This window comes from Caulobacter sp. AP07, assembly GCF_000281955.1.
In the GTDB taxonomy this organism is placed as follows: domain Bacteria; phylum Pseudomonadota; class Alphaproteobacteria; order Caulobacterales; family Caulobacteraceae; genus Caulobacter.
Genome location: NZ_AKKF01000134.1, coordinates 25,600 through 48,194, shown reverse-complemented (window position 1 = coordinate 48,194; position 22,595 = coordinate 25,600). Strand labels below are relative to the sequence as shown.

At 70.6% G+C, this 22,595-nt stretch carries 24 protein-coding genes and 1 pseudogene; 7 read left to right on the top strand and 18 right to left on the bottom strand.

Annotation, left to right across the window (positions count from 1 at the left end; translation table 11 throughout):
- Position 1 precedes the first annotated feature (1 nt).
- On the bottom strand, positions 2-880 hold the full coding sequence (locus PMI01_RS09630; RefSeq protein WP_007667379.1) for an ABC transporter ATP-binding protein: 879 nt from the start codon (positions 878-880) through the stop codon (positions 2-4).
- A 205-nt stretch (positions 881-1,085) separates the two neighbouring features.
- Between PMI01_RS09630 and PMI01_RS09625 the strand changes: the two genes are divergently transcribed.
- Genes PMI01_RS09625 through PMI01_RS09610 form a run of 4 tightly spaced genes read left to right on the top strand, consistent with a single transcriptional unit; the run spans position 1,086 to position 3,462 of the window.
- Positions 1,086-1,772, top strand: coding sequence for a fumarylacetoacetate hydrolase family protein (locus tag PMI01_RS09625; protein ID WP_007667377.1), 687 nt, complete (start codon positions 1,086-1,088; stop codon positions 1,770-1,772).
- 10 nt (positions 1,773-1,782) lie between these two features.
- Positions 1,783-2,424, top strand: coding sequence for a maleylacetoacetate isomerase (gene maiA, locus PMI01_RS09620; RefSeq protein ID WP_007667375.1), 642 nt, complete (start codon positions 1,783-1,785; stop codon positions 2,422-2,424).
- The gene (locus tag PMI01_RS09615; RefSeq protein WP_007667372.1) at positions 2,417-3,043 is read left to right on the top strand and encodes a carbonic anhydrase; all 627 of its coding nucleotides are present in this window, start codon (positions 2,417-2,419) and stop codon (positions 3,041-3,043) included. Before maiA ends, PMI01_RS09615 begins: the two co-directional genes overlap by 8 nt.
- A gap of 14 nt (positions 3,044-3,057) precedes the next feature.
- Entirely contained in the window at positions 3,058-3,462 is a 405-nt protein-coding gene (locus PMI01_RS09610; protein ID WP_007667371.1) for a hypothetical protein, read from the top strand.
- A gap of 13 nt (positions 3,463-3,475) precedes the next feature.
- Here the strand turns inward: PMI01_RS09610 and PMI01_RS09605 are convergent, their stop codons facing one another.
- The 6 genes and pseudogenes from PMI01_RS09605 to PMI01_RS09585 all read right to left on the bottom strand — a co-directional run bounded on the left by PMI01_RS09605 (position 3,476) and on the right by PMI01_RS09585 (position 13,031).
- Complete coding sequence (locus PMI01_RS09605; protein WP_007667370.1) at positions 3,476-4,195, bottom strand: RES family NAD+ phosphorylase; 720 nt, start codon at positions 4,193-4,195, stop codon at positions 3,476-3,478.
- Positions 4,192-4,605, bottom strand: a complete 414-nt coding sequence (locus tag PMI01_RS09600) for an MbcA/ParS/Xre antitoxin family protein (protein ID WP_007667368.1) — start codon at positions 4,603-4,605, stop codon at positions 4,192-4,194. The genes PMI01_RS09605 and PMI01_RS09600 overlap by 4 nt, the downstream gene beginning before the upstream one ends.
- Before the next feature lie 288 nt (positions 4,606-4,893).
- Positions 4,894-6,960 carry a penicillin-binding protein 1C gene (pbpC, locus tag PMI01_RS09595; protein ID WP_007667365.1) on the bottom strand — a complete coding sequence of 689 codons (2,067 nt, stop codon included), beginning with the start codon at positions 6,958-6,960 and terminating at the stop codon, positions 4,894-4,896.
- A 154-nt stretch (positions 6,961-7,114) separates the two neighbouring features.
- Positions 7,115-12,151, bottom strand: a complete 5,037-nt coding sequence (locus PMI01_RS09590) for an alpha-2-macroglobulin family protein (protein WP_007667364.1) — start codon at positions 12,149-12,151, stop codon at positions 7,115-7,117.
- A gap of 118 nt (positions 12,152-12,269) precedes the next feature.
- Positions 12,270-12,434 (bottom strand): annotated as a pseudogene (locus tag PMI01_RS26425) (carbonic anhydrase); the annotation flags it as partial.
- A gap of 123 nt (positions 12,435-12,557) precedes the next feature.
- Entirely contained in the window at positions 12,558-13,031 is a 474-nt protein-coding gene (locus PMI01_RS09585) for an Lrp/AsnC family transcriptional regulator (RefSeq protein ID WP_007667354.1), read from the bottom strand.
- A gap of 120 nt (positions 13,032-13,151) precedes the next feature.
- Between PMI01_RS09585 and ald the strand changes: the two genes are divergently transcribed.
- Positions 13,152-14,264, top strand: a complete 1,113-nt coding sequence (gene ald, locus PMI01_RS09580) for an alanine dehydrogenase (protein ID WP_007667348.1) — start codon at positions 13,152-13,154, stop codon at positions 14,262-14,264.
- Positions 14,265-14,301: 37 nt separating this feature from the next.
- Here ald and PMI01_RS09575 read toward each other — a convergent pair whose 3' ends face one another.
- Both PMI01_RS09575 and PMI01_RS09570 read right to left on the bottom strand, forming a co-directional pair.
- Positions 14,302-15,006, bottom strand: coding sequence for a glycosyltransferase family protein (locus tag PMI01_RS09575; RefSeq protein WP_007667346.1), 705 nt, complete (start codon positions 15,004-15,006; stop codon positions 14,302-14,304).
- A 53-nt stretch (positions 15,007-15,059) separates the two neighbouring features.
- Positions 15,060-15,935 carry a bifunctional regulator KidO gene (locus tag PMI01_RS09570; RefSeq protein WP_007667344.1) on the bottom strand — a complete coding sequence of 292 codons (876 nt, stop codon included), beginning with the start codon at positions 15,933-15,935 and terminating at the stop codon, positions 15,060-15,062.
- Positions 15,936-16,035: 100 nt separating this feature from the next.
- Between PMI01_RS09570 and PMI01_RS09565 the strand changes: the two genes are divergently transcribed.
- Positions 16,036-17,037, top strand: coding sequence for an XdhC family protein (locus tag PMI01_RS09565; protein ID WP_007667342.1), 1,002 nt, complete (start codon positions 16,036-16,038; stop codon positions 17,035-17,037).
- Between the two features lie 84 nt (positions 17,038-17,121).
- On the opposite strand, the gene moaC is transcribed toward PMI01_RS09565, so the two are convergent.
- From moaC to moaA, 5 genes are read right to left on the bottom strand one after another with little or no spacing between them, the layout of a single operon-like run.
- Positions 17,122-17,592: a cyclic pyranopterin monophosphate synthase MoaC gene (gene moaC, locus PMI01_RS09560; protein WP_007667340.1), complete on the bottom strand. Its 471-nt coding sequence runs from the start codon at positions 17,590-17,592 to the stop codon at positions 17,122-17,124.
- Positions 17,589-18,143 (bottom strand): molybdenum cofactor biosynthesis protein B, encoded by a 555-nt coding sequence (moaB, locus tag PMI01_RS09555; protein WP_007667339.1) that lies wholly within the window; start codon positions 18,141-18,143, stop codon positions 17,589-17,591. The genes moaC and moaB overlap by 4 nt, the downstream gene beginning before the upstream one ends.
- A 10-nt stretch (positions 18,144-18,153) precedes the next feature.
- Entirely contained in the window at positions 18,154-18,609 is a 456-nt protein-coding gene (locus tag PMI01_RS09550; RefSeq protein WP_007667337.1) for a molybdenum cofactor biosynthesis protein MoaE, read from the bottom strand.
- A complete protein-coding gene (locus tag PMI01_RS09545) occupies positions 18,606-18,845 on the bottom strand; it encodes a MoaD/ThiS family protein (RefSeq protein WP_007667336.1) in 240 nt (79 codons plus the stop codon). The genes PMI01_RS09550 and PMI01_RS09545 overlap by 4 nt, the downstream gene beginning before the upstream one ends.
- 15 nt (positions 18,846-18,860) lie before the next feature.
- Positions 18,861-19,907: a GTP 3',8-cyclase MoaA gene (gene moaA / locus PMI01_RS09540; RefSeq protein WP_007667323.1), complete on the bottom strand. Its 1,047-nt coding sequence runs from the start codon at positions 19,905-19,907 to the stop codon at positions 18,861-18,863.
- Positions 19,908-19,935: 28 nt separating this feature from the next.
- Between moaA and PMI01_RS09535 the strand changes: the two genes are divergently transcribed.
- Positions 19,936-20,541 carry a nucleotidyltransferase family protein gene (locus tag PMI01_RS09535; protein ID WP_007667321.1) on the top strand — a complete coding sequence of 202 codons (606 nt, stop codon included), beginning with the start codon at positions 19,936-19,938 and terminating at the stop codon, positions 20,539-20,541.
- Positions 20,542-20,567: 26 nt separating this feature from the next.
- On the opposite strand, the gene PMI01_RS09530 is transcribed toward PMI01_RS09535, so the two are convergent.
- The 4 genes from PMI01_RS09530 to PMI01_RS27050 all read right to left on the bottom strand — a co-directional run bounded on the left by PMI01_RS09530 (position 20,568) and on the right by PMI01_RS27050 (position 22,500).
- Positions 20,568-20,999, bottom strand: coding sequence for a hypothetical protein (locus PMI01_RS09530; RefSeq protein ID WP_007667307.1), 432 nt, complete (start codon positions 20,997-20,999; stop codon positions 20,568-20,570).
- Between the two features lie 160 nt (positions 21,000-21,159).
- Positions 21,160-21,378 (bottom strand): hypothetical protein, encoded by a 219-nt coding sequence (locus tag PMI01_RS09525; protein ID WP_007667305.1) that lies wholly within the window; start codon positions 21,376-21,378, stop codon positions 21,160-21,162.
- Positions 21,375-21,722: a hypothetical protein gene (locus PMI01_RS09520; RefSeq protein ID WP_007667303.1), complete on the bottom strand. Its 348-nt coding sequence runs from the start codon at positions 21,720-21,722 to the stop codon at positions 21,375-21,377. Before PMI01_RS09520 ends, PMI01_RS09525 begins: the two co-directional genes overlap by 4 nt.
- Positions 21,723-21,795: 73 nt before the next feature.
- Positions 21,796-22,500 carry a response regulator transcription factor gene (locus PMI01_RS27050; RefSeq protein WP_157223723.1) on the bottom strand — a complete coding sequence of 235 codons (705 nt, stop codon included), beginning with the start codon at positions 22,498-22,500 and terminating at the stop codon, positions 21,796-21,798.
- Positions 22,501-22,595: the final 95 nt, after the last annotated feature.

Below are 22,595 nucleotides of genomic sequence, written 5' to 3'. Positions count from 1 at the left end.
CCTAGGCCGCGCACCGGGTTGTGGAGAGGGTCGAGAAATAGACATCCTCCAGCCCGCCCTCGACCCGGCCGAAGCCGTCGCCCGGATCCTGGTCGGCCAGGATGTGGATCACCGTGCGACCGCCCAGCAGGCGGGTGGAGATCACCTGGTAGCGGGCCTTGGCGTCCTCTAGCTCGGCCTTGTCGATGGTCTTGCGCCAGATGCGCCCCGAGAGCTGGGTGACCAGGGCGGCCGGGGCGCCTTCCTTGACGATGCGGCCGTCGCAGATGATCGCCATGGCCGGACAGAGGTCCGACACGTCCTCGACGATGTGGGTCGAGAGGATGACCACCACGTTCTCGCCGATCTCGGCCAGCAGGTTGAGGAAGCGGTTGCGCTCCTCGGGGTCGAGGCCGGCGGTCGGCTCGTCGACGATGATCAGGCGCGGGTCGCCGATCAGGGCCTGGGCGATGCCGAACCGCTGGCGCATGCCGCCCGAGAAGCCGGCGATGGCCTTCTTGCGCACGGTCCACAGGTTGACCTGGTGGAGCAGGCTCTCGACGACGTCCTTGCGTTCCTTGGCGCCGGAAATCCCCTTCAGCACCGCCATATGGTCGAGCATGTCGTAGGCGCTGACCCGCGGATAGACGCCGAAGTCCTGCGGCAGGTAGCCCAGGGTGCGCCGCAGCAGGTCGGGCGACTTCAGCACGTCGATGTCGTCGAAGCGGATATGGCCCGAGGTCGGGGCCTGCAGGGTGGCGACGGTGCGCATCAGGGTCGACTTGCCGGCGCCGTTCGGGCCGAGCAGGCCGTACATGCCGCGCGGGATCGTCAGGCTGACCTCATCGAGGGCTTTCACGCCATTGGCATAGACGTGGGTCAGGTTCTCGATGATCAGCATCGTCGGTCCGAGGCCCCCTTCGATTTCGGCGCGGCGGGTTTTCGCCACAATTGGTTACCCGTCATGACTCGTCGTCAGGTCTCGGGGCAAGTGAAAGAACGTTTATGCGGCCTGCTTGCCCTGGATGTTTCAAGATCGTGGCCCGGCGAAGGCCTTTTCGCGCGGGAGACTTTTGGCGGCGCGGGTTTGGGTCTAATCAGGCGGCATGACGCACTTCGCCTTTCCCCCGCCCGCCCCGTCCACGGTTCCGGTTGAGGGGGGCGACGTCGTCTTCCCGGTGCGCCGCATCCTCTGCGTCGGCCGCAACTACGCGGCCCACCGGCGCGAGATGGGCGGCGACGAGCGCGACCCGCCGTTCTTCTTCGCCAAGCCGGCCGACGCCGTGGTGGCGCTGCTGGGCCCGGGCAACGTCCCCTACCCGTCCGCGACCCACGACCTGCACCACGAGATCGAACTGGTGGTGGCCCTGAAGTCGGGCGGCGCCGGCATCGCCGTCGAGGCGGCGATGGACCATGTGTTCGGCTACGCCGTGGGCGTCGACCTGACCCGCCGCGACCTGCAGGCCGCCGCCAAGGCCAAGGGCCAGCCGTGGGACGCCGCCAAGGGCTTCGACGCCAGCGCCCCGATCTCGGCCATCCGCCCGGTCGACAAGGCCAGCGTCGACGGCGCCATCCGCCTGTCGGTCAACGGCCAGGAGCGTCAGGTCGGCCAGATCGCGGACATGATCTGGACGATCCCCGAGATCATCGCCGAGGCCTCCAAGCTCTGGACCCTGGCGGCAGGCGACCTGATCTTCACCGGCACCCCCGAGGGCGTCGCCGCCATCGGGCGCGGCGACCGGGTCGAGGGCGCGGTCGAGGGCGTCGGCCAGCTCGACTTCACCATCGTCTGAGGCGGTCCCGATGAAGCTCACCCTGCACAGCACCTGGCGAGCCAGCGCGCCCTATCGGGTGCGGATCGGGCTGAACCTCAAGGGCCTGGCCTACGACTACGCGCCGGTCAATCTGGTCACCAGCCAGCACCATGAGCCGGCCTATGCCGCGCTCAACCCCCAGCGGCTTTTGCCGACTCTTGAAGTGGACGGCAGGACGCTGACCCAGAGCCTGGCGATCCTGGAATGGCTGGACGAGACCGTCCCCGCCCCGGCCCTGCTGCCGGCCGACCCGTTCGACCGGGCTGTGGTGCGGGCCATGGCCGAGATCGTCGCCTGCGACATCCACCCGGTGAACAACCTGCGCATCCTGCGGGCCCTGGCCAAGCTCGGCGTCGACGAGCCGGCCCGCGACGCTTGGGTGCATCGCTGGATCACCGACGGCTTCACGGCCCTGGAGCCGCTGATCGCCCGCCACGGCCGGGGCTTCGCGTTCGGCGACGCGCCCGGCCTGGCCGACTGCTGCCTGGTCCCCCAGGTCTACAACGCCGAGCGGTTCAAGGTGGACCTGGCCCCGTTCCCAGCCCTGCGCGCCGCCGCCGCGCGGGCCGCCGAACACCCGGCCTTCGCCGCCGCCCACCCCGACCTCCAGCCGGATGCGATCCATGCTTGAAGACCTCAAGAGCAACAACCTGGCCTGGTCGCTGCGCAAGACCGAAGCCGACCCGCAGTTCTTCAAGCGCCTGGAAGGCCAACAGAGCCCGGAATATCTGTGGATCGGCTGCAGCGACAGCCGGGTGCCGGCCAACGAGATCGTCGGCCTCGATCCCGGCGAGCTGTTCGTCCACCGCAACGTCGCCAACCTGGCTCCGCCGCAGGACGCCAACTACCTCAGCGTGCTGCAGTTCGCGGTCGACGTGATCAAGGTCAAGCACGTGATGGTCGTCGGCCACTACGGCTGCGGCGGCGTGGCGGCGGCCATCGACGGCAAGCGGCGCGGCCTGGTCGACCACTGGCTGCACCCGATCCGCGAGGTCCACGCCGAGCACCGGCACGAGCTCGACGCCCTGCCCGACGAGAAGGCCCGCCTCAACCGCCTGTGCGAGCTGAACGTCATCCGCCAGGTCCGCAACGTGGCCTCCGACGTCTTCGTCCAGGACGCCTGGGCGCGGGGCCAGAGCCTGTCGGTGCACGGCTGGGTCTATTCGCTGGCCAACGGCCTGGTCACCGACCTGAACGTCGGGATTTCGAGCCTGGACGACTACGAACGGGTGGCCAGCGGGGCGGGGTGAGGGGTAGCTCGACCATGGTCTCCCCAAACGCTGCGGACCTGGAAACGCTGGAGACGCTATCCGACGGCAAGGCCCGCAACGCGCTCGCCCTGCGTCTAGCCGAGAGCAAGACGCCCCGCTTGGCCGAGGTGCTGATCCGCATGATCGGTCGCCCGGACCTGCGCAACGATCGCGGAACCCTGGTCCATGCCCTTGGCCACTACGATTGCTCGGATCACCTGAATTTTCTGGTCGATCTCGTCATCGACGGTGGCTGGGAGGTCGCGCACGAGGCGTTTCAGATCATCGACTTGATCGAAACGGTGGAGGGCGACGACGCCGAGCGGGCCCTGGCCTCGACAACCATGGCCCTCTCCAAGGTCGATATCGAGGATTGGCGCCGCGAACTGTTCGAGGACATCCTGGACATGTTCGAATAGCCGGATCGGCTGCCTACCGGTCCTCGATCCGAAAGACCTCGCCGGTCGCCGGGACCCTGAACAGGTCCACGCGGCTTCCGTCCCAGTGATAGTCGAGGTGCCGACCCTGCACGGGGCCTGACGCCAAATCAGGGTAGAATAGCCCGACGCAGGTTCCGCCCGCGTGACGCACGCTGGGAAAGACCACCCCCTCCGAGCCACTGGCGCGCAGCTGGGCGCCCAGGGACTGGCTGGCGGCGTAGTCGTCGGGCGAAAGCGTCGCGGCAAGGTCGGCCGAGCCGCCGCGCAGGTCGTGCAGCGACGCAGCGACGTTCAGGACGATCTCGCGGAACTGCGAGGTCCAGCCCGGCGGCTCGGCGGTTGCCGCCATGAAGCGCTGGTGGTGGTGGATGGTCTCGGCCAGCGCCACCTCGAAGCTGTCGCCCAAATAGAGCACGCCGTACGCCCCGGCGCTGAACCGGCTGGGGCGATCGGGGCTGACATGGGTGAAGGGCGCCATCAGGTAGCTGGCCCCCGCCCCGGCCACCCAGCGGTCCTGGGGCAGCAGGTCGAGATTGCCGATGGTCTCCATCAGCCGCGGATTGGTCTTCTGCTCGGCGGCGATCAGCAGCGGCCAGTCAGCGGGGTCGGCGATGTCCTCGAACAGGTCGATCGGCGGCCAGGCGCTGCGGATGATCCGGACCGCCCCGCGCCAGGCGATGTCGGCCCGCGGGATCGCGGCGAGGTCGATCACCAGGCCCCGCGCTCGGCGTCGAGATAGCGGCGCACCCGCATCAGGTCGGTCAGGTCGCCGCCCAGCATCACCTGCAAGGCCGAGCGGCCGCCGAACGCGGTGTTGGGCGCCTTGACCCAGGCATAGCCGCGCTGCGGCTCCTGGAAGATCAGCCGCAGGGCCTTGTGGACGCCCATCAGGTTGGACAGCCGCGCCTTGCCGTCGCGGTCGATGCGGCCGATCTGCCCGGTCTTCCAGCGCCGGTAGGAACGGACCGGCAGGTCGAGCAGGGTCGCGGCCTCCTCATCGGTGGCGCCCCACAGGCGCAGCAGGTTCACCGTCGCCCGGAACATCGCGGCGGCTTCCTTGTCGGAGACCGGCTCGGCGATGAACGCTTTCGGCTGGGTGTCGATCAGGGTGGCGAGGGTCACGGCTGAACTCCTATATGGCCGAATATAGGATATTTGCTGCCAAATGGCAATTCTCGCGGCGCTAGCCAGGGCTGGCCGCGGTGGAGCGCTGGGGATCCGCGTCCTTCTTGCGACCCGCCCCAACGGGTCGGCATCCCGAGGACTCCATCAGGGCGTCCACCCCTTCGGCCGAGGTTTCGTGCCACGTCCCCGTGATCACCCGCCGCTCCCCGAAACGACAATTCTCGGCCTTGGACGCGCAGGACGCCAGACAGAGACAGGCCACGAGCAGGACCCCATGCGGGATTTTCATGGCTTCAGCCCCCCGTCCGACATCGAACCCTTGATCCGCACCCGCGCCGAGACCGCCCGACCCTGGTCGTCGACCACCCGCAGCCGGTAGAAGCCGGGCGCGGCCGGTTTCCAGATCACCTTGCCGCTGACCGGCTCGGCGGCCAGGCGCTGGCCGGCCACGTACCAGGTCAGGTTCTCACCGCCGGCCGCCATCGCCAGGCCGCGAGACCCCGGCCCGACCGCGTCGACCTGCACGGTGGCGCCGTCCGGCGGAAAGATCAGGCGCGGACCATCGGAGGCCTGGTTCAGCCGCTGCAACGCGCCGGGCGCGGCCTTCGGGGCGATCGGGCGCGGCGCGATGGTCGGGGCCCCGACCACGTCGGCGACGTCGAACAGCAGCGGCAGGGCGGCGTCGCGGCCGGTCAGGCCGCCGCGCGCGCCGCCGTCGGCCCGGCCGGTCCAGACGATGATCACGTGGCCGCCGACCACCCCGGCCGCCACCGCGTCGCGAAAGCCGTAGGAGGTGCCGGTCTTGAAGGCCATGGCCGGCCCGCCCCGGGTCAGGGCCGAAGGGGCGCGGCCGCGCGGGGCCGGGGCTTCGCGCAGGATGTCCAGCACCTGGGCCACGGCCTCGGGCCGGACGATGCGGCTGCCGCCCGAACGCTCGCGCGCCTTGGCCTGCGCCTCGGTGAAGGCCAGCGGCTTGGCCACGCCACCGTCGCCCAGCGCCGCGTAGAGCACGGCCATGTCGCGCGGCGTGATCCCCGCCCCGCCCAGGGCCAAGGCCAGCCCGGAAGCCTTGATCGCCGTCTTCGGCCGCACCAGCCGCACCCCGGCGTTCTCCAGCCGGGCCGCGAACACGTCGGGACCGACCTTTTCCAGGGTGGCGACGGCCGGGACGTTCAGCGAATAGGCCAGGGCCTCGCGGGCCGTGACCTTGTCGTGGAACACGTGGTCGAAGTTCTCGGGCTGGTAGTCGGCGAAGCGGGTGGCGGCGTCGTCGATCTGGGTGTCGGGGGCCAGGGTCCCGTCGTCGAAGGCGAAAGCGTAGATGAACGGCTTCAGGGCCGAGCCCGGCGAGCGCACGGCGCGGGTCAGGTCGATCCAGCCGCCGGGCCGCTCGCGCCCGGCCGAGCCGACCAGGGCCCGCACCGCCCGGCCCTTGATCTCGACCACCAGGATGGCGGCGGTGACGTCGGGTCCCTGGGCGGCGGCGACGGCGGCGGCCATCGGCTCCAGCCGGGTCTGCAGGTCGGCGTCGATGGTGGAGACCACGCTGGGCTGGTCGAGCGGCGCGGCGGCGGCCAGTTCGCCGGCCAGGTGCCAGGCCAAGGTGGGGAACGGGCCGCGCTTGGGCAGGGGTTCAGCGTCGGCCTCGGCCGCGGCGACCTCGGTCAGCACGTGCGCCCGCACCATCTTGTCGAGCACGGCGCGGCGGGCGGCGCGGGCGGCCTCGGGGCGGCGGTCGGGGCGGCGGGCCTCGGGCGACTGCGGCAGGGCGATCAGCAGCGCCTGTTCGCCGTCGGTCAGGCTGGTCGGCTCGTGGCCGAAATAGGCCAGGCTGGCGGCGCGCACCCCCTCGAGGTTGCCGCCATAGGGGGCCAGGGTCAGGTAGAGGGCCAGGGTCTCATGCTTGGTCAGCCGCGACTCCAGCTGGGCGGCGCGGACCATCTCGATCAGCTTGGAGCCGAGATTGCGCGGCCGAGGCTCCAGCAGGCGGGCCGTCTGCATGGTCAGGGTCGAGGCCCCGGAGCTGACGCGGCCGTGGATCAACGCCGAGCCGGCGGCCCGGACCAGGGCCAGGGGGTCGACGCCGAGGTGGCCGTAGAACCGCGCGTCTTCCACCGCGATCAGCCGCTTCTGGAAGGTCTTGTCGGTGCGTTGGAGATCGGCCCGCACCCGCCAGCGGCCGTCCTCGACCGGCAGGGCGCGCAGCCAGGCGCCGCGATGGTCGAGCACCACCGGCGAGGAACGCTTGGCGCGGGCCATGTCGGGCGGAAAGGCGGCGCTCAGCAGGAACAGCGCGGCCTGGGCGGCGACGAAGGCGACGAGGGCGCGGGTGAGGCGGGGGGTGGTGATCATCAATTCATATCGCTCTGGCCGATCTAGGCCTTCACCACGCCCCCACCGTCGTCATCCCCCGCTTTATGCGGGGGACCCAAGCCGAGCCAACCGATATCCCTCGGCGACCCTGCTTGGGTCCCCCGAACAAGTCGGGGGATGACGACCTTTTGAGCTACTGCCCCGGCGCCACGTTGATCCGCCCCGCGTCCGACCGCGCGTTCAGGCTCGGCCGGTACATGTCCTTGGCGATCGCCCCGGGCAGGAAGAACTCGCCCGGCGTCACCGCCCGCGCCACATAGGCCATGGCGAAGGACTTGTTGCCCTCCAGGTCCAGCGCGGCGATGTAGCGGTCGTCGCGGCTTTCCTGGACGTCGGGGTTGGTCAGGGTCCCGAGGAACTTGAACGGCCCGTTCTGGGCGTCGTCGGCCCCCAGCGTGGTCTCGATCTCGAACCCGGCCGGCAGGGCGTCGTCGACGACCAGGGCCATCGAGCGGGCCTGCTGCGAGGAGCCCGAGACCAGCACGATCACCCGGTCGCCCTGGTGGATCGCCGCCGGATCGATCGCCCCGCCGCTCATCGAGAACAATCGCTTGCTCACCGACAGCCCGTTGCTCTCGGCCCCCGGCGCCATGATCGGCGTGCCGCGCACGCTGACCGTCCGCCACAGGGCGCCCTTGCCCTGGTTGGTGAAGCGGGCGTCGGCCAGCTTGCCCACCGCCCAGCGCGGCGAACCGCCGGCCGGGGGCAGGCCGGTGACGCCCTGGGCGTCGATGGTCATCGGCCCGGCCGCCTTCAGCAACTGGCTGGCCGCGAACAGCAGCGCCGCCTGCTCCTGGGTGTTGAGGGCGTCCGGATCCTTGACCACGTTCTCCAGCCGGCCTTGCAGCTGGCGCGCCACGTCCATCTGGCCGGCCTGGGCGGCCAGGGCGGTGACCGCGGCGACGTCGCGCAGCGGGCTCTGGTACCAGTCGGCCTCATCACGCCAGCCCAGCGACTTGACCGCCTGGCGCATGGCCGAGCGGGCTCGCGCCTGGTCGCCCATCAGGGCCAGGCCCGCCGCCACCTGGGCCTTGGCCAGGGGCTGGTCCTCGTCCTTCATCTGCACGTCGTGCCACCAGCGCAGTCGCGCCAGGTCGCCGCGCCCGGCCTTGGCCAGCACGTAGAGGGCGTAGGCCGAGGCCCGGCGGCGCATGCGTTCGGTGGCCTTCTTCGAGGCCTCCTCGTTCGACATCCACCAGCCGGGATATTCCAGGCGGTAGGACACCGAGCTCCAACCGTCGGGACGGCTGATCTGGCGCATGGCGTTCAGGGCCTTGTCCATCGCCTCGTCCGGCACCGCCACGCCCTGGGCCTTGGCCTCCACCAGGAAGTCGGTGGCGTAGGCGCCCAGCCAGGCGTCGGCCTCGCCGTCGCCGACCCGCCAGAGCCCGAAGGCCCCGTCCAGGGTCTGGCGGTCCAGCAGCTTGCCCACCGCCCCGGCCAGCACCGCCGGGGTGCGCTTCAGCTTGGGATCGCTGGAGACGCTCTGGGCGTAGAGCAGCGGATAGGCGGTCGAGACCAGTTGCTCGGTGCAGCCGTAGGGATAGCGCTGCAGGGCCACCGCGATCGCCGCCGGGTCGAAGCCCTTGATCGGCGAATAGCTGACCTGCAGCGTGATGTCGCCGGCCGCCAGGCCCGCCAGCAGCTGGGCGTTGGGCGTGTAGGTCGCCCCCGGCTGCTGCAGCTCGGTGGTGGTGCGCACCACGTCGCCCCAGCCCAGGCGGGTCTGGATCGGGTAGTCCTTGAAGGTGTCGAAGCCCGGTCCCGTGACCTTGAAGCCGATCTTGCCGACGCCCGTCACCGTGGGCGCCAGGAAGGGGATCTTCTCGGCGATCCGCTGGCCGAGGATCAGGGTGATGACCTTCTTGAAGGCCACCCCGATGCCGCCCGACGAGTTGGCCTCGACGGTATAGGCCCCAGCCTTGCCCTCGACATTGTGCAGTTCCAGCGTCGCCATCGGCTTGTCACCGGGGGCCAGGAAGCGCGGCAGGTTGAGGTCGGCGACCACCGGCTGGCGCACGGTCAGGGCCTTGGAGCCCGAGCCGACCGCATTGTCGGTCCAGGCCACGGCCATGATCCGCAGCTCGCCGTTGAAGTCGGCGGCCGGCAGCTTGACCACCGCCTTGCCGTCCATCCCTGTCTCGACGATCCCGGACCACAGGGCCACGGTCTTGATCGGCGTCACCGTCAGCCCTTCGCCGCCCAGCTCGTCGGCCCCGAAATTGACGTTGGCCGGCGCGCCCATGTTGGGGTCGAGCAGGCGGCCGTAGTCGTCACGGTAGTTGAGGGTCAGGGCCCGCTTGCCGAAGTACCACTTGGCCGGGTCGGGGCTGTCCTGGCGCGTCAGGCGCAGGATGCCCTCGTCGACGGCGGCGATGGTGACCTTGGCCTTCTGGCCGAAGCCCAGGCCCTGGACCTTGATCGGCACCTCGACGGGGACCTTGGAGTCGAGCTTGGCCGGCGTGCCGATGTCGACCGTCAGCTTGCGGCCCTTGGGGTCGAGCGGCACATAGATCAGCCCCAGGGCCCGCTTGGGCTTGGGCGAGCTGACCGGGTCGCGCGGCTGGATCACCGTGACCATCACATAGGCCCCGCCGCCCCAGGCGGCCGAGGTCTTCAACTTCACCGTCGTCCCGTTCTCGCCGACGCTGAGGGTCTTGAAGTCGATCAGCCGGTCGGTGGCCACCGCCACCTGGACCTGGCCGGCATAGGGCGACTTCAGGGCGATCTCCACCGTGTCGCCCTGCGCATAGGCCTTGGTCCCGGCGCTGACCCGCACGAAGTCGGGCGCCTCGCCCTCCTTGGCCGGCGAGCCCCAGCCCGAGGAGAACTTGGTGACGGTCTTGGCGCCGTCCGGCCCCTCGACCACCAGGCGGTAGTCGCCCCAGCCCAGGCGGCGGTTGAAGCGCGCCGGCTGGCCGGCCCCGATATTGACCGTGGCCTTGGCCACCACCGCGTCGCGGCTGGTGCGCCGCCACTGCCAGCGGCCGTCCTGCTGGAACCAGTCATAGTTCCAGTTCTCGCTGATCAGGGTGTAGGTCGCCGTCGAGGCGACGCGGGCGCCGGCGGCGTTGACCGCGATCATCTCCAGGCTGACCGGCGGATCGCCCTTGCCGGCGTCGCCCTGCTCGACCTTGACGCCGTAATAGACGCTCTTGCCCCGCACCTTCAGCTCCAGCCCCTCGCGGACCGGACGGCCGCCGGGCTCGAACACCGAAGCGGTCACCGCCGCCACCAGCGGCTGGGCGGTGTCGGCGGCGTCGCCGGTCCCGAGGTTGAGGATGGCGTGGCCGTCACCGTCGGTGACGGTCGTGCCCAGCTCGATGAACTTCTCCTCGAACGGCGACAGGTCGTCGCCCCATTCGTAGCCCTTGAACTGCGGGAAGGGATCGCTGTCGATCCGCAGCCGCGCCTCGCCCTGGGTCTGCAGGCCGGCGCCCGGCGCGCCGTAGAGGAAGCGGGCCGAGACGTCGATCTTGCGCTCCTGGCCGGCCGCGACCGGGACGGACTCCTGGCCCGTGGCGGTGACCGCCAGGCGTTGCGGCGCGAAGTCCTCGACGCTGAAGCTGAAGGCGCCGGCCTGGGCCTCGACGCCCTCCATCATCAGCACGGCGGTCCAGCGGCCGCGCGGCGCGCTGCGCGGCAAGGCGATGTCGGCCAGCACCGCACCGGCGTCGGCGCGGCTGAACGGATAGCGCTTGAACTCGACCCCCGACGGCCGCTTGACCAGGATGTAGCCCTTGCGGTCGTTGACCGCCTTGGCCAGCCGGTCGCGGACCATGGCCGTCAGGTGCACCGTCTCGCCTGGGCGATAGATGCCGCGGTCGGCATAGAGGAAGCCGTCGATGTCGCTGGCCACCGCCCGGCCGCCGTCCGACTCGGTGCGGCCGCCAACCCCCTGCTTGGACAGGTCGACCGGCGAGCGGTCGAGGTCCAGCACCGCCAGGTCACCCTCGGCGCCATAGGCCATGACCATCTTGGCGTGCGACGCGCCCTCGCCGTCCAGCAGGGCGCGGGCGAAGCGCACCCGGCCGTCGGCGTCGCTCTTGGCCTGGGCCAGGTCCTCGCCATCCTTGGCCACCAGGGTGACGCGCACCCCGGCCAGGGTCTTGGCGGTCTTCAGCGAGCGGACCACCACGTCGAGGGATTCGCTGCCGTCATAGGCGATCAACGCCATGTCGGTGAACATGATCCAGCGGCGAGCCTGGGCCGGGGTCGGGTCGCCCTCGCCGTCCGGATCGCGGCCGCCCGAGGCGTCGCGCGCCTTGATCACATAGCCGCCGGGCTTCATCTCCTTGAGCACCGCGCCGAGCGGGAAGACGGTGGTCGCCTTCTGGCCGGCCGCGCCGTCCACATTGATCACGCCCTTCCACACCTGGCGGCCCTCGTCGTCGGGGCTGTCGTCGCCATAGTCGCTGGCGTAGTCGCCCTCGCCGACCGGATCGGGCGCGCTGATCGACTTGCGCACCAGGTTGCGGTCCGACACCCGCCAGACCTCGATGGCCAGCTTGGAGACGTTCATGGTCTCCAGGGCCACACCGTCGGATTCCTCGCGCGGCAGGATCACCCCGTCGCCGGCGAAGCCGACATAGGGCGGCTTCTCGCCGAAGGTGAAGTCGATGTCGGCATTGGCCCCCAGGGTCTCGCCGTTCTTGCCCGGCAGCCCCTTGAGCAGGGTGACGCGGTGGTCGGTGAAGCCGACGCCGCCGACGCACAGCTCGTCGTCCTTGACCCGCACGGCCGGCTGGCGGCCGATGTCGGGCGAGAGCAGCACGAAGTCGGCATAGGGCTTGGACGGATCCAGCGCCTTGCTCATCCGGATACAGGCCATCGGCGCGGCGCCGGTGCTGTCGATGCGGCTCTGCCAGACGGCGAAGCCCTCGGGCTTGGGGATACCGCGACGCGGGGCGCCGGCCGCCCGCGGCTTGCCGAACAGCGACCAGGCCTGGCCCTTCGACGCCGTGGCCGTGACCTCGGACTTGCCGCCGAACCAGCCGAGCTCGGAGACCTTGCTGGCCGCGAAACCGCCGCCGAAACCGACCGCCAGGGCGATCGCGCCCACCGCGACCAGCGGCGACTTCAGGCCGGACGGGATGCGGGCCTTGAAAGCGTCCCAGCGGGAAGTCTTGGGCTCGTGACCACCTTCCGGCGGCGTCTCGTCCGTCGACATCCCAGCTCTCCCAACCTTAGCGTGTTGGGGGGACTTGAACCTAAGCCGGGGGGAGGGTCAACGGGACTTGACTGGGGAGGGGCTGGGGACAGGCGCATGCGCCTGTCCCCGACCGCGCCTAGGCGTCGAACGCCACCTGGGCCGTGGAGAGGTCGTAGGTCGCCGAGACGATCTTCAGTCGCCCCTCGGCGATCTTTTCGGCCAGCACGCCGTCGGCGACCTTGAGCCGGGCGGCGGTGTCGCGGACGTTCTGGCGGATCGCGGCGTCCTGGAGGTCGGCCGGAGGGCAACGGCCGGGAGTAGGCCCCGCGATAGTAGGAATCGCGCGGCCTACTCTCGGTTTTTGTTTTCGCATCGTTTTTGCGGAAAACCGGCCTCCACTTTTCCGCACGATGCTCCAGTCATCTCAAAGCGGCAATTCGACCCGTTTGACCACCGTGCGCAGGGCGATGGACGAGCTGACCCGGACCACGCCGGGAATGCGGGTCAGTTCCTGGGCGTGGACCCGCTCCAGGTCGTCGACGTCGCGCACCACCAGCCGCAGCAGATAGTCCGAGCCGCCGGTCATCAGGTAGCACTCGGCCACCTCGCGGACATGGGAGATCGCTTTCTCGAAGGCGCTGAGCGTCGCCTCGGCCTGGGACGACAGGGTGACGGTGACGAAAACGCTGAGCGGCAGGCCTACCGCGCGCTCGTCGATCACCGCCGCGTAGCGGCCGATCACCCCGGCTTCTTCCAGCGCCCGCACGCGACGAAGACAGGCGGATTCGGAAAGATTCACCGCCTCGGCCATTTCCACATAGCTGGACCGGCCCCGACGCTGGAGCAAGGTCAGCAGCTTGCGATCGAAGGCGTCGAGAAGGACCGCAGCTTTTTTCACCGTGAAGGCTCCGTGGCGCTGGATTCCTGCATACCACGGTTCTGGACACATGAAATGCCCCGGGAACCTGCAAGGTCCCGGGCGTAAACCAGCGTCAAACACCATTTGGAGGAGATGATCATGCGCGTTGGAGTGCCTTCCGAGATCAAGCCGGGCGAACACCGGGTCGGCCTGACCCCCACGGCGGTTCGCGAATATGTGGGTCACGGTCACTCGGTGCTGGTCCAGACCGGAGCCGGTCTCGGCGCCGGCTACAGCGACGACGTCTATGTGAAGGCCGGCGCGACCATCGCCCCGGACGCTGACGCGGTGTTCGCCGGCGCGGAACTGATCATCAAGGTCAAGGAACCGCAGAAGGTCGAGTGGGAGCGCCTGACGCCCCGCCACATCCTGTTCACCTATCTCCACCTGGCGCCCGATCCCGCCCAGACCGAGGGCCTGCTGGCCTCGGGCGCGGCGGCCATCGCCTACGAGACCGTCACCGACCCGCGCGGCGGCCTGCCGCTGCTGGCCCCGATGTCGGAAGTGGCCGGGCGCATCGCGGTGTTCAGCGCCGCCGAGACCCTGCTTAAGCACAATGGCGGCATGGGCCTGCTGCTCTGCGGCGTGCCCGGCGTGCCCCCGGCCCGCGTGGTGGTGCTGGGCGGCGGCGTGGTCGGCTCCAACGCCGCCCGCATGGCCGCCGGCCTCGGCGCCGAGGTGGTGGTGCTGGAACGCTCGATCCCGCGCATGCGCGAGCTGGACGACCTCTATCAGGGCCGCATTCTCACGCGCTATTCGACCCTGGCGGCGGTCGAGGACGAGATCCTCAAGGCCGACGTAATCATCGGCGCGGTGCTGACCGCCGGGGCCGCCGCGCCCAAGCTGGTGCGTCGCGAGCACCTCAAGCAGATGAAGCCGGGCTCGGTGCTGGTCGACGTGTCGATCGACCAGGGCGGCTGCTTCGAGACCAGCCACCCGACCACCCACGCCGACCCGACCTACACGGTCGACGGCGTGGTCCACTACTGCGTGGCCAACATGCCGGGCGCGGCGCCGCGCACCTCGTCGGAAGCCCTGGGCAACGCCACCCTGCCCTTCGGCCTGGCCCTGGCCGACCACGGCCTGGACGCGCTGAAGACCAACGTCCACCTGGCGCGGGGCCTCAACGTCCTGAACGGCCAGCTGACCCACCCGGCCGTGGCCGAGGCGCTGGGCAAGACGTCGGTGGATCCCTATGGGGCTTGGAAGTAGCGTTCTGAACCCTCTCCCTCTGGGAGAGGGTTTTTCTTTAGGCCGCGAACCGTCCGATATCCTGGTGGCTCTCCACCAGGTCCAGCACGTCGCCCATCGAGAACCCCGGATCGGCCGGGTACAGCGCGTCATAGACCGAGCGCGCGAAGGCCAGGTCGGCCGGGGTCTTCACCCGCCAGTCAAGGTGCGACCAGTCGCGGCGGGCCGTCAGGTGGGCCTGGCTGAAGCGGTCGGGGCGCTGGCGGATGGCGGCGGTCGGCGAGATCAGGGCCTGCGGGTCGCGGACCTCGGCGGCGGCGAGGCGCAGGGCGGCGGCGGTGATCACCTCGACCTCCAGCCCAGCCGGATAGGTGCGCCGCACGCGGTTGGAGGTGTAGTCGGCGCCGCTGGTCTGGGCCAGATGGACGGCCTCGTCGATCACTCCGGCGTCGACGAACGGCGCGTCGCCCTTGATCCGCACCACGTGACTGACCGGGCCGGCGGCTTCGGCGCAGCGGGCGATGCGGTCGAGGATGTCGCTGCCCGCGCCGCGATGCACGGCATAGCCGCGCGACACCACCAGGCCGGCCAGGCCGTCGTCGGCGGCGTCGCTGCTGGTGGCGACGATGATCTTGGTCAGGCGCCGGGCGCCGCGCAGCCGCTCGAGCTGGCGCAGGATCATCGGTTCGCCTTGCAGGGTCGCCACGGCCTTGCCGGGCAGACGCTTGGAGCCCATGCGGGCCTGGACGACGGCGAGGATCATTAGCGTTGCTCCGGATGCCTTTTTCTAAGGCTGAGCTTCGATTCGCGGTTTGGTCAGGCGACCCAACGTCGCGGGTCCAGGGCCACCGGGTCGTCGATGGCCATGTCGTCCCAATCCAGGTCGGGCGGCGGGCTGGAGGCGGCGGCGACCACGGCCGACAATTCGGCGGCCGAGGTCACGCCCACCAGGACGGCGCTGGCCTCGACGCGCGACAGGGCGAAGCCCAGGGCGGCCTGCAGCGGATCGGAACGGCCCTCGGCGATCATCCGCCGCACCTTCGACAGGCGGCCCGAGGCCCCCTTCAGCTGGGCGGGGACGCGGTCGGGCGGCAGGAACAGCAGGCCGTTGAGGAAGATCGAGCGCAGCTGCACCTCGATCCCCAGGCCGGCGATGCGGGCCAGCGAGCCGTCGGCCAGCAGGCGCTGGTCAAGCAGGGAGGCCGGGGCCTGGAGAATGTCGGGCTTGAAGCGGCGGGCGACGCCGACCGGGTCGTCGCTGGCATGGGCCGCGACGCCGACCTTGGCGAACAGGCCTTCGTCGCGCAGCCGGGCCAGGCGGTCCCAGACCGCGGCGCCGTGCGGGCCGAACAGTTCGGAGGGCGAGGAAACGATGATGGCGTCGGCCCGCTCCAGCCCCAGGCGGCGCAAGCTGGCGCGAGCCTCGGCCTCGACGAAATCGGGGCCACGGTCGGCGCGGGCCGCCGACAGGGTGACGCGGAACGGCACGGGACGCGGGATCAGGTCGCCGAGCACGGATTCGGCCCGGCCGTAGTTGCCCGAGACGTCCAGGACCGACAGCTGGGCCCGGGCGGCGATGTTCAGGATGTCGCGCGCTTCGGTCTCGGGCGAGCGGGCGCGCGGCGACGCGCTCATGCCGTCCAGTCCGAACTGGGCGGCGGCAAGACCGAGTTTTGAAACGGTGAGCGACATGGAAATCCGTGCGGACTGAACACCAGTGAGCCGGAGGTTACGCGCCAAGGTTTGAAGAAGGCGTTTCTGGAAACTTGCCGAGGGGTTAACATCGGCGGCGATGCAGCTCCTCGATCCCGCCGCCGCCATGGACCCCGACTGGCCCCTGCACGGCATGGCCGACGACATGCGCCCCGCCCTGGCCCAGGCCCTGGCGCGAGGTCCGGCGGCCCTGGCCACCATCGTCGCCCTGGGCGAGGGCGGACCGCGTCCGGTCGGCACGCAGATGGTGTTCGGCCAAACCCCGTCAGGAACGGATTCGCGGGCGGGGTTCCTGTCCGGCGGCTGCATCGAGGCCGATGTCGAGGACCATGCCCGCGCCTGCCTGGCCGACGGCCAGCCCCGGCGGCTGGTCTATGGCGAGGGCAGCCCCTGGCCCGACATCCGCCTGCTGTGCGGCGCGCGGATCGAGATTCTGGTCGAGCGGCTGGATCCCGACGACGCGGCGGCGCGCGACCTTTTGGCTCACGCCCAGGCGCGGGTCGCGGCGACCTGGATCAGCGACGGCCGGCGGCGGGTCTGCGCGCCCGACCCCGGCGCGGCCTGGGCCGGCGCCTTTTCCCGCCGCTTCGACCCGACCCCGCGCCTGGTGGTGCTGGGCGGCGACCCGACGGCCCTGGCCGTGGCCAGCCTGGGCGTGCAGTCGGGCTTCGAGACCACCCTGGTGCGCCCCAAGGGCCCCCTCGCCCCGCCACCGTTGCCGGGTGTGGCCTATCGCCGCGACGCCGTCGCCACGGCCCTGGACGCCATCGGCCTGGACGCCTGGACGGCGGTGGCGATCTGCGGCCACGACCTGGAGATCGACCACGCGGCCCTGGCGGCCGCCCTGCCCTCGCCCGCCCCCTATGTCGGCCTGCTGGGCGCGCGGCGGCGGCTGGGCGAACGGCTGGACCGGTTGCGGGCGGCGGGATTGAGCGAACGCGACCTGGCCAAGCTGCGCGCCCCGATCGGCCTGGACCTGGGCGGCAAGGCGCCGTTCGAGGTGGCCGTGGCGGTGATCGGCGAGATCATGGCGACCCGGCACGGCCAGCCGGCGCTGGCGCGGCGGACGGTCGGAGCCTGACCGGGGACACACACTCACCCCATGGCGTGCGCCCTCTGGATGAGGCGCGAGGAGTGAGTGTGTGTCCCCTCCTCGCCCGCCGCCCTACTCCGCCCGCCAGTTCCCGGACTTGCCGCCGGTCTTCTCGACCAGGCGCACGGCCTCGATGACCATGCCCTTCTCGGCGGCCTTGAGCATGTCGTAGATCGTCAGGCAGGCCACCGACACGGCGGTCAGGGCCTCCATCTCGACGCCGGTCTGGCCCGTCAGCTTGACCCGGGCCATCACCGCCAGCCCGCCTTCGGCCGGCTCGACCGAGACCTCGACCTTGGACAGGGCCAGCGGGTGGCACAGCGGGATCAGGTTCGAGGTCTGCTTGGCGGCCATCACCCCGGCGATCTCGGCCACGGCGCGGACGTCGCCCTTGCGGCCGGTCCCGGAAATGGCCAGGGCCAGGGTCTCGGGACGCATCCGCACGAAGCCCACGGCGATCGCCTCGCGGGCCGTCGCGGCCTTGTCGGAGACGTCGACCATCCGGGCCCGGCCCTGGTCGTCGATGTGGGTGAGGCGGGTCATTTTTCCAGCAGCCTCGGCATCAGCTCGACCATGTTGCAGGGCTTGTGGCGGCTGTCGAGCTGGGCGGCGATGACCTTGTCCCAGCCGTCGCGCACCGCGCCGTTGCTGCCCGGCAGGCAGAACACGAACACCCCGTCGATCAGCCCGGCCGTCGCCCGCGACTGCAGGGTCGAGAGGCCCACCGACTGGTAGCTGACCATGTGGAACACCACCGAGAAACCGTCGATCCTCTTGTCGAACAGCGGCTCCAGGGCCTCGACCGTCACGTCGCGGCCGGTCAGGCCGGTGCCGCCGGTGGTGACGATGGCGTCGACCTGGCCCGAGGCGATCCAGTCGCGCACCGTCTGGCGGATCCGCTCGATGTCGTCGCGGACCACCGCCCGGCCGGCCAGCGCATGGCCCGCCGCCTTGACCCGGTCGACCAGCACCTGGCCGGAGGTGTCGCTGTCCTCGTCACGGGTGTCGGAAATGGTCAGGATCGCCACGCGCACCGGCGTGAACGGAAGGTCCGGCTTGATACCGCCGCCCGGGGTGAGACCGGCTGCCGACATCTGTTGTCTCCTAATCCCAGCGCTGCGCGTCGGTCCTATCCTGAGCCGTCGGTTCGATCCAGCGACCGCCGTCCGGACCGTGCTCCTTCTTCCAGAAGGGAGCCCGGCTCTTGAGATAGTCCATCAGGAAGTCGCAGGCCTCGAAGGCGGCGCGGCGGTGGACGGCGGCGGTGGCCACGAAGACGATCGCCTCGCCCGGCGCGATCCGGCCGACGCGGTGGACGATGGCGTAGTCCTGCAGGCCGAAGCGAGCCTGGGCGTCGTCGGCGAAGGCGGCGATCGCCGTGTCGGTGAAGCCGGGATAGGCCTCCAGCTCCAGGGCCACGGCCGCGCCCTTCTCGGCCCGGGCCAGGCCGGTGAAACTGGCCACGGCGCCGGTCTCGTCGCGGCCGGCGCAGAAGGCGGTCAGCAGCGCGCCCGGCTCGAAGGCCTGGTCCGTGAGGGTGATCCTGAAGGGGGTGGTCATCCGCCGCTCATCGGCGGCAGGAAGGCGACCTCGGACCCGAACGCCAGCACCGCCTCGCCGCGAACGATGGCCTTATCGACCGCCACCTGCACGCCGGGGCCGGCCAGGGCCTCGCCGAGCGCCGGGTCGGCGCCCGCCAGAACCTCGCGCAGGCCGCGCAGCGACACGGCCTCGACCGCCCGGTCGCGCCAGCCGGCGAGGTCCGCCAGCCGTCCGAACAGCAGCACCCGCGCCATGCTCAGCCGCCCTCCCTAACCACCGGTCGTCGACATGTGGCGGGCCACCGCCGGCCGGGCGGCGTCGATGTGGAAGTCGTGGCCCTCGGGCTTGGCGCCGATGGCCGCGAAGATCGCCCGGTCCAGCGCCGCGTCGTCGGCCCCGGCCCGGATCACCGCCCGCAGGTCGCTGGCGTCGTCGCGGCCCAGGCAGGTGTGCAGGGTGCCGGTGCAGGTCAGCCGCACGCGATTGCAGGCCTCGCAGAAATTGTGGCTCAGCGGGGTGATCAGGCCCAGGCGTCCGCCGGTCTCCTCGACCCGCACATAGCGGGCCGGGCCGCCGGTGGCGTAGGCCAGGTCGGTCAGGGTCCAGAACGACGACAGGTCGCGGCGCACGTCCGCCAGCGACAGGTACTGGTCGGTGCGGTCTTCCTCGATCTCGCCCAGCGGCATGGTCTCGATCAGGGTCATGTCCGCGCCCAGGCCGTGGGCCCATTGGATCAGGGCCGGCAGCTCGGCGGCGTTGTCGTTCTTCAGGGCCACGGCGTTGACCTTGACCTGGATGCCGACCGCCAGGGCCGCGTCGATCCCGGCCAGCACCTTCGAAAGGTCGCCGCCGCGGGTCAGCTTGCGGAACAGCTCGGGCTTGAGGGTGTCGAGCGAGACGTTGATCCGCTTGACGCCCAGCCGCGCGAGGCCCTCGGCATGCTGGGCCAGCTGGGTGCCGTTGGTGGTCAGGGTCAGTTCGTCCAGGGCGCCGGTGCGCAGATGGCGCGACAGGTTCTCGACCAGGGTCATGATCCCCTTGCGCACCAGGGGCTCGCCGCCGGTCAGCCGCAGCTTGCGCACGCCCAGTTCGACGAAGGCCGAAGCCAGGCGGTCCAGCTCCTCCAGCGACAGCACCTCCGCCTTGGGCAGGAAGGTCATGTGCTCGGCCATGCAGTAGGTGCAGCGCAGGTCGCAGCGGTCGGTGACCGAGACGCGCAGATAGGTCACCGCGCGGCCGAAACCGTCGATCAGGCGGGCGGGCGGCCGCGGGATTCGAGAGACCGCTTGCGCGGGGCTGGCGTCATAGGGCGTCATGTCCCTCCTAAGATAGGCGCGGGACGGCATGGCGGGAAGTGAAAGCACGCGACTGGAGGCCATCGTCCTGGCGGCCGGGGCCGGACGGCGGTTCGGCGGGCGCAAGCTGACCGCGATCTTCGCGGGCCGACCGCTGATCGCCGGAGCCCTGGACGCCGCCTTCGCCGCCCCGGCGCGCGGCGTGATCCTGGCCACCGACGGTGATCCGGACCTGGCGGCGATCGCCCAGGACCACGCGCGCGGGCTCGGGCGCGAGGCTGACCTGACGATCGTCATGGTGGCCGAGGCGGCCGAGGGCATGGGGGCGTCGCTGCGGACGGCGGCCCTGGCCCTGCCCGCCGACGCCGACGGGGCCTTCGTCTTCCTGGGCGACATGCCGCGTATCCCGCCGGAGGTTCCGCGCGCCCTGGTCCAGGCGCTGCGGCAGGGCTTCGACCTGGCCGCGCCCCGGGTCGGCGATCGGCGCGGCCACCCGGTGCTGTTCGGACGGGCGCATTTCGAGGCCTTGCGGGCCCTGTCCGGCGACGCCGGCGCGCAGCGGGTGCTGACGCAGGCCGGCCCCCGGCTGAAGCTGGTCGACACCGCCGACCTCGGCGTGCTGTTCGACGTCGATCGGCCCGAGGACCTGGCCTGATCGGAGCCTGATCGGGGCCTGACCCGTCAGGGCCGGTCCTGGGACGCCGCCGCGCGCCGGCGCTCACGCCAGCCGGCCCAGGTTCCGAAGACCAGGCACAGCAGGATGCCGTAGCTCCAGATCGCCATGCTGACCTTGAAGGTGTCGATGGTCACCCGCAGGTCGATCGCCGTGGCCACGTGCGAGGCGACGATGATCGCCATGAAGGCCGAGGCGATGACGGTCCACAAGCGTCGGGATCGGATCGAGATCCAGATGAAATAGACCAGGGTCGCCGCGTCGAGCGCCAGCATCGCCAGGTCGGTCTTGTAGGCGTTGCTGCTGTCGAGCAGTTGCGACCCCAGCCAGGCGACGAGAACCGCCGCGCCGATCCGCCGGGCGCTGTAGTCGCCGAACTTGACCGCCGCGCCGGCGACCGCGACCGCGACGCCCAGGGAGATGAGGGTGTGAAGTTGCACGGGTGGTGACGCTCGACTGGAATTCGAGCGTCACCATGCCGCAAGCGTGACCGTTCGAGAAGCAACCTGGAGCATTCTCGGGCGAAGTGAATCGCGGCTCGCGTGAAGAAAATACGTTGGAGCAGGGAACAAGAGCTTCCGATCCGGAAGCTCTTGGCGGTCAGTGCCGGGTTCGACGGCCTTCCCACAGGATCGACTTCACCTCTTCGATGATGCTCAGGGCGCCGTCGGCGTCGCCGGCTTCTTCCAGGGCGATGAGCTGCGGCATCAGCACCGACAGAATCCGGCGCTGCACGGGCCCGAGGATTCGCAGGTGGCGCCGGAACTCGTTGAGTTCGTCGTGCATGGCGTCATGCGGGGCGGTCTGGATGGTGCTCATGCGGCGCGCCCCCCCGACACGGCGTGCAGGCCCGAGGTCCGGGGCTGATCGCCCGTCTTGTCGGTGTCGCCCATCGCCAGGGCGCCGCAGCCCATCTGGGCGCGCACGGTGAAGAGGGCGCCGTGCGCCTCGATGATGGTCCGGCGGGCCGAAACGATGTGGGTCAGGGTTTCGCCGAGGTTGGCGACGGCGTCCTGGCCGAGCACGGCCGACAGCTTGGCTTCCAGACGCAACGAGGGCAGCAGGCCCATCAGTTCGGCGGTCTCGCGCAGGGCGGCGTCGATCGCGGCTTCGGCGCGCTTCAGCTTCTCGGCCCCAGCGCGGGCGGCTTCGGTACGTTTCATGGCATGACTCTCCCGGTCGCACGGGTCCCCCCCGCACGTTCAAGTCGATGAATTGTTCAGTGGAAGATCGGCGTCAGTGCGCCGGAGGTGGGCTCCAGCCCTCGCGAAACCGCTGAAGGGCGAAGAGGAATTCATGGGCGCCCATCGTCACCATCCCGAGCAGGACACCGCCCAGCGCGGCCACGGCGAGGATCAAGCCCAGCCATTGCATGGGAGTCAGGTCATCGCGCCAACTCCTTCCTTGTTCCGCAGAGGCGAGTCGTCGGCCAGGAAGGCCGTGGCCGCCAAGACTCGGAGGAGCAGCTTGCTGGGCGGATCGCCCGCCTGCTGGGCCTTGCGCAAAGCCGACACCGTCTCCGGCACCAGGCGGCCACGCTCGGGCGTCCCGGCCATCAGGGTCAGGCCTTCTTCCAGCGATTGCCAGCTCGCTATGAAGAAGGCTGGCGGCTGTGTCGGCGTGGAAGGTTTCGTCATGGCTGCTCTCGCTGTTGGAACGAGAGAAGACCCGGGGGGCGGCCGTGGCTAGCTCGGCCGATTGCTTACGGTAGTCATTACCGGGGTCGGTTTCCCAGGCGATGAAGGCCAGGGCCGCGTCGCGACGGCCCAGGCCGCCCACGCGGCGCCGCGCGCTGAGCACGTGCATCTCGACCGTCTTGGGCGACAGCTGCAGCAGGCGGGCGATTTCCTTGCCCTGCCGGTGCTGGGCGATCAGGCGCAGAATCTCCCGCTCACGCGGGGTCAGTCTTTCGAAACCGTGGTTGTCGCCGGAGTCCACCATGACGCTAAAATGGGTCTCTGCTCGCGTTCCGTCCAGCTACAGTTGCACAACCACGCCCTACAAGGGCGCGATCGATCAAAAAGAACGCCCGGATC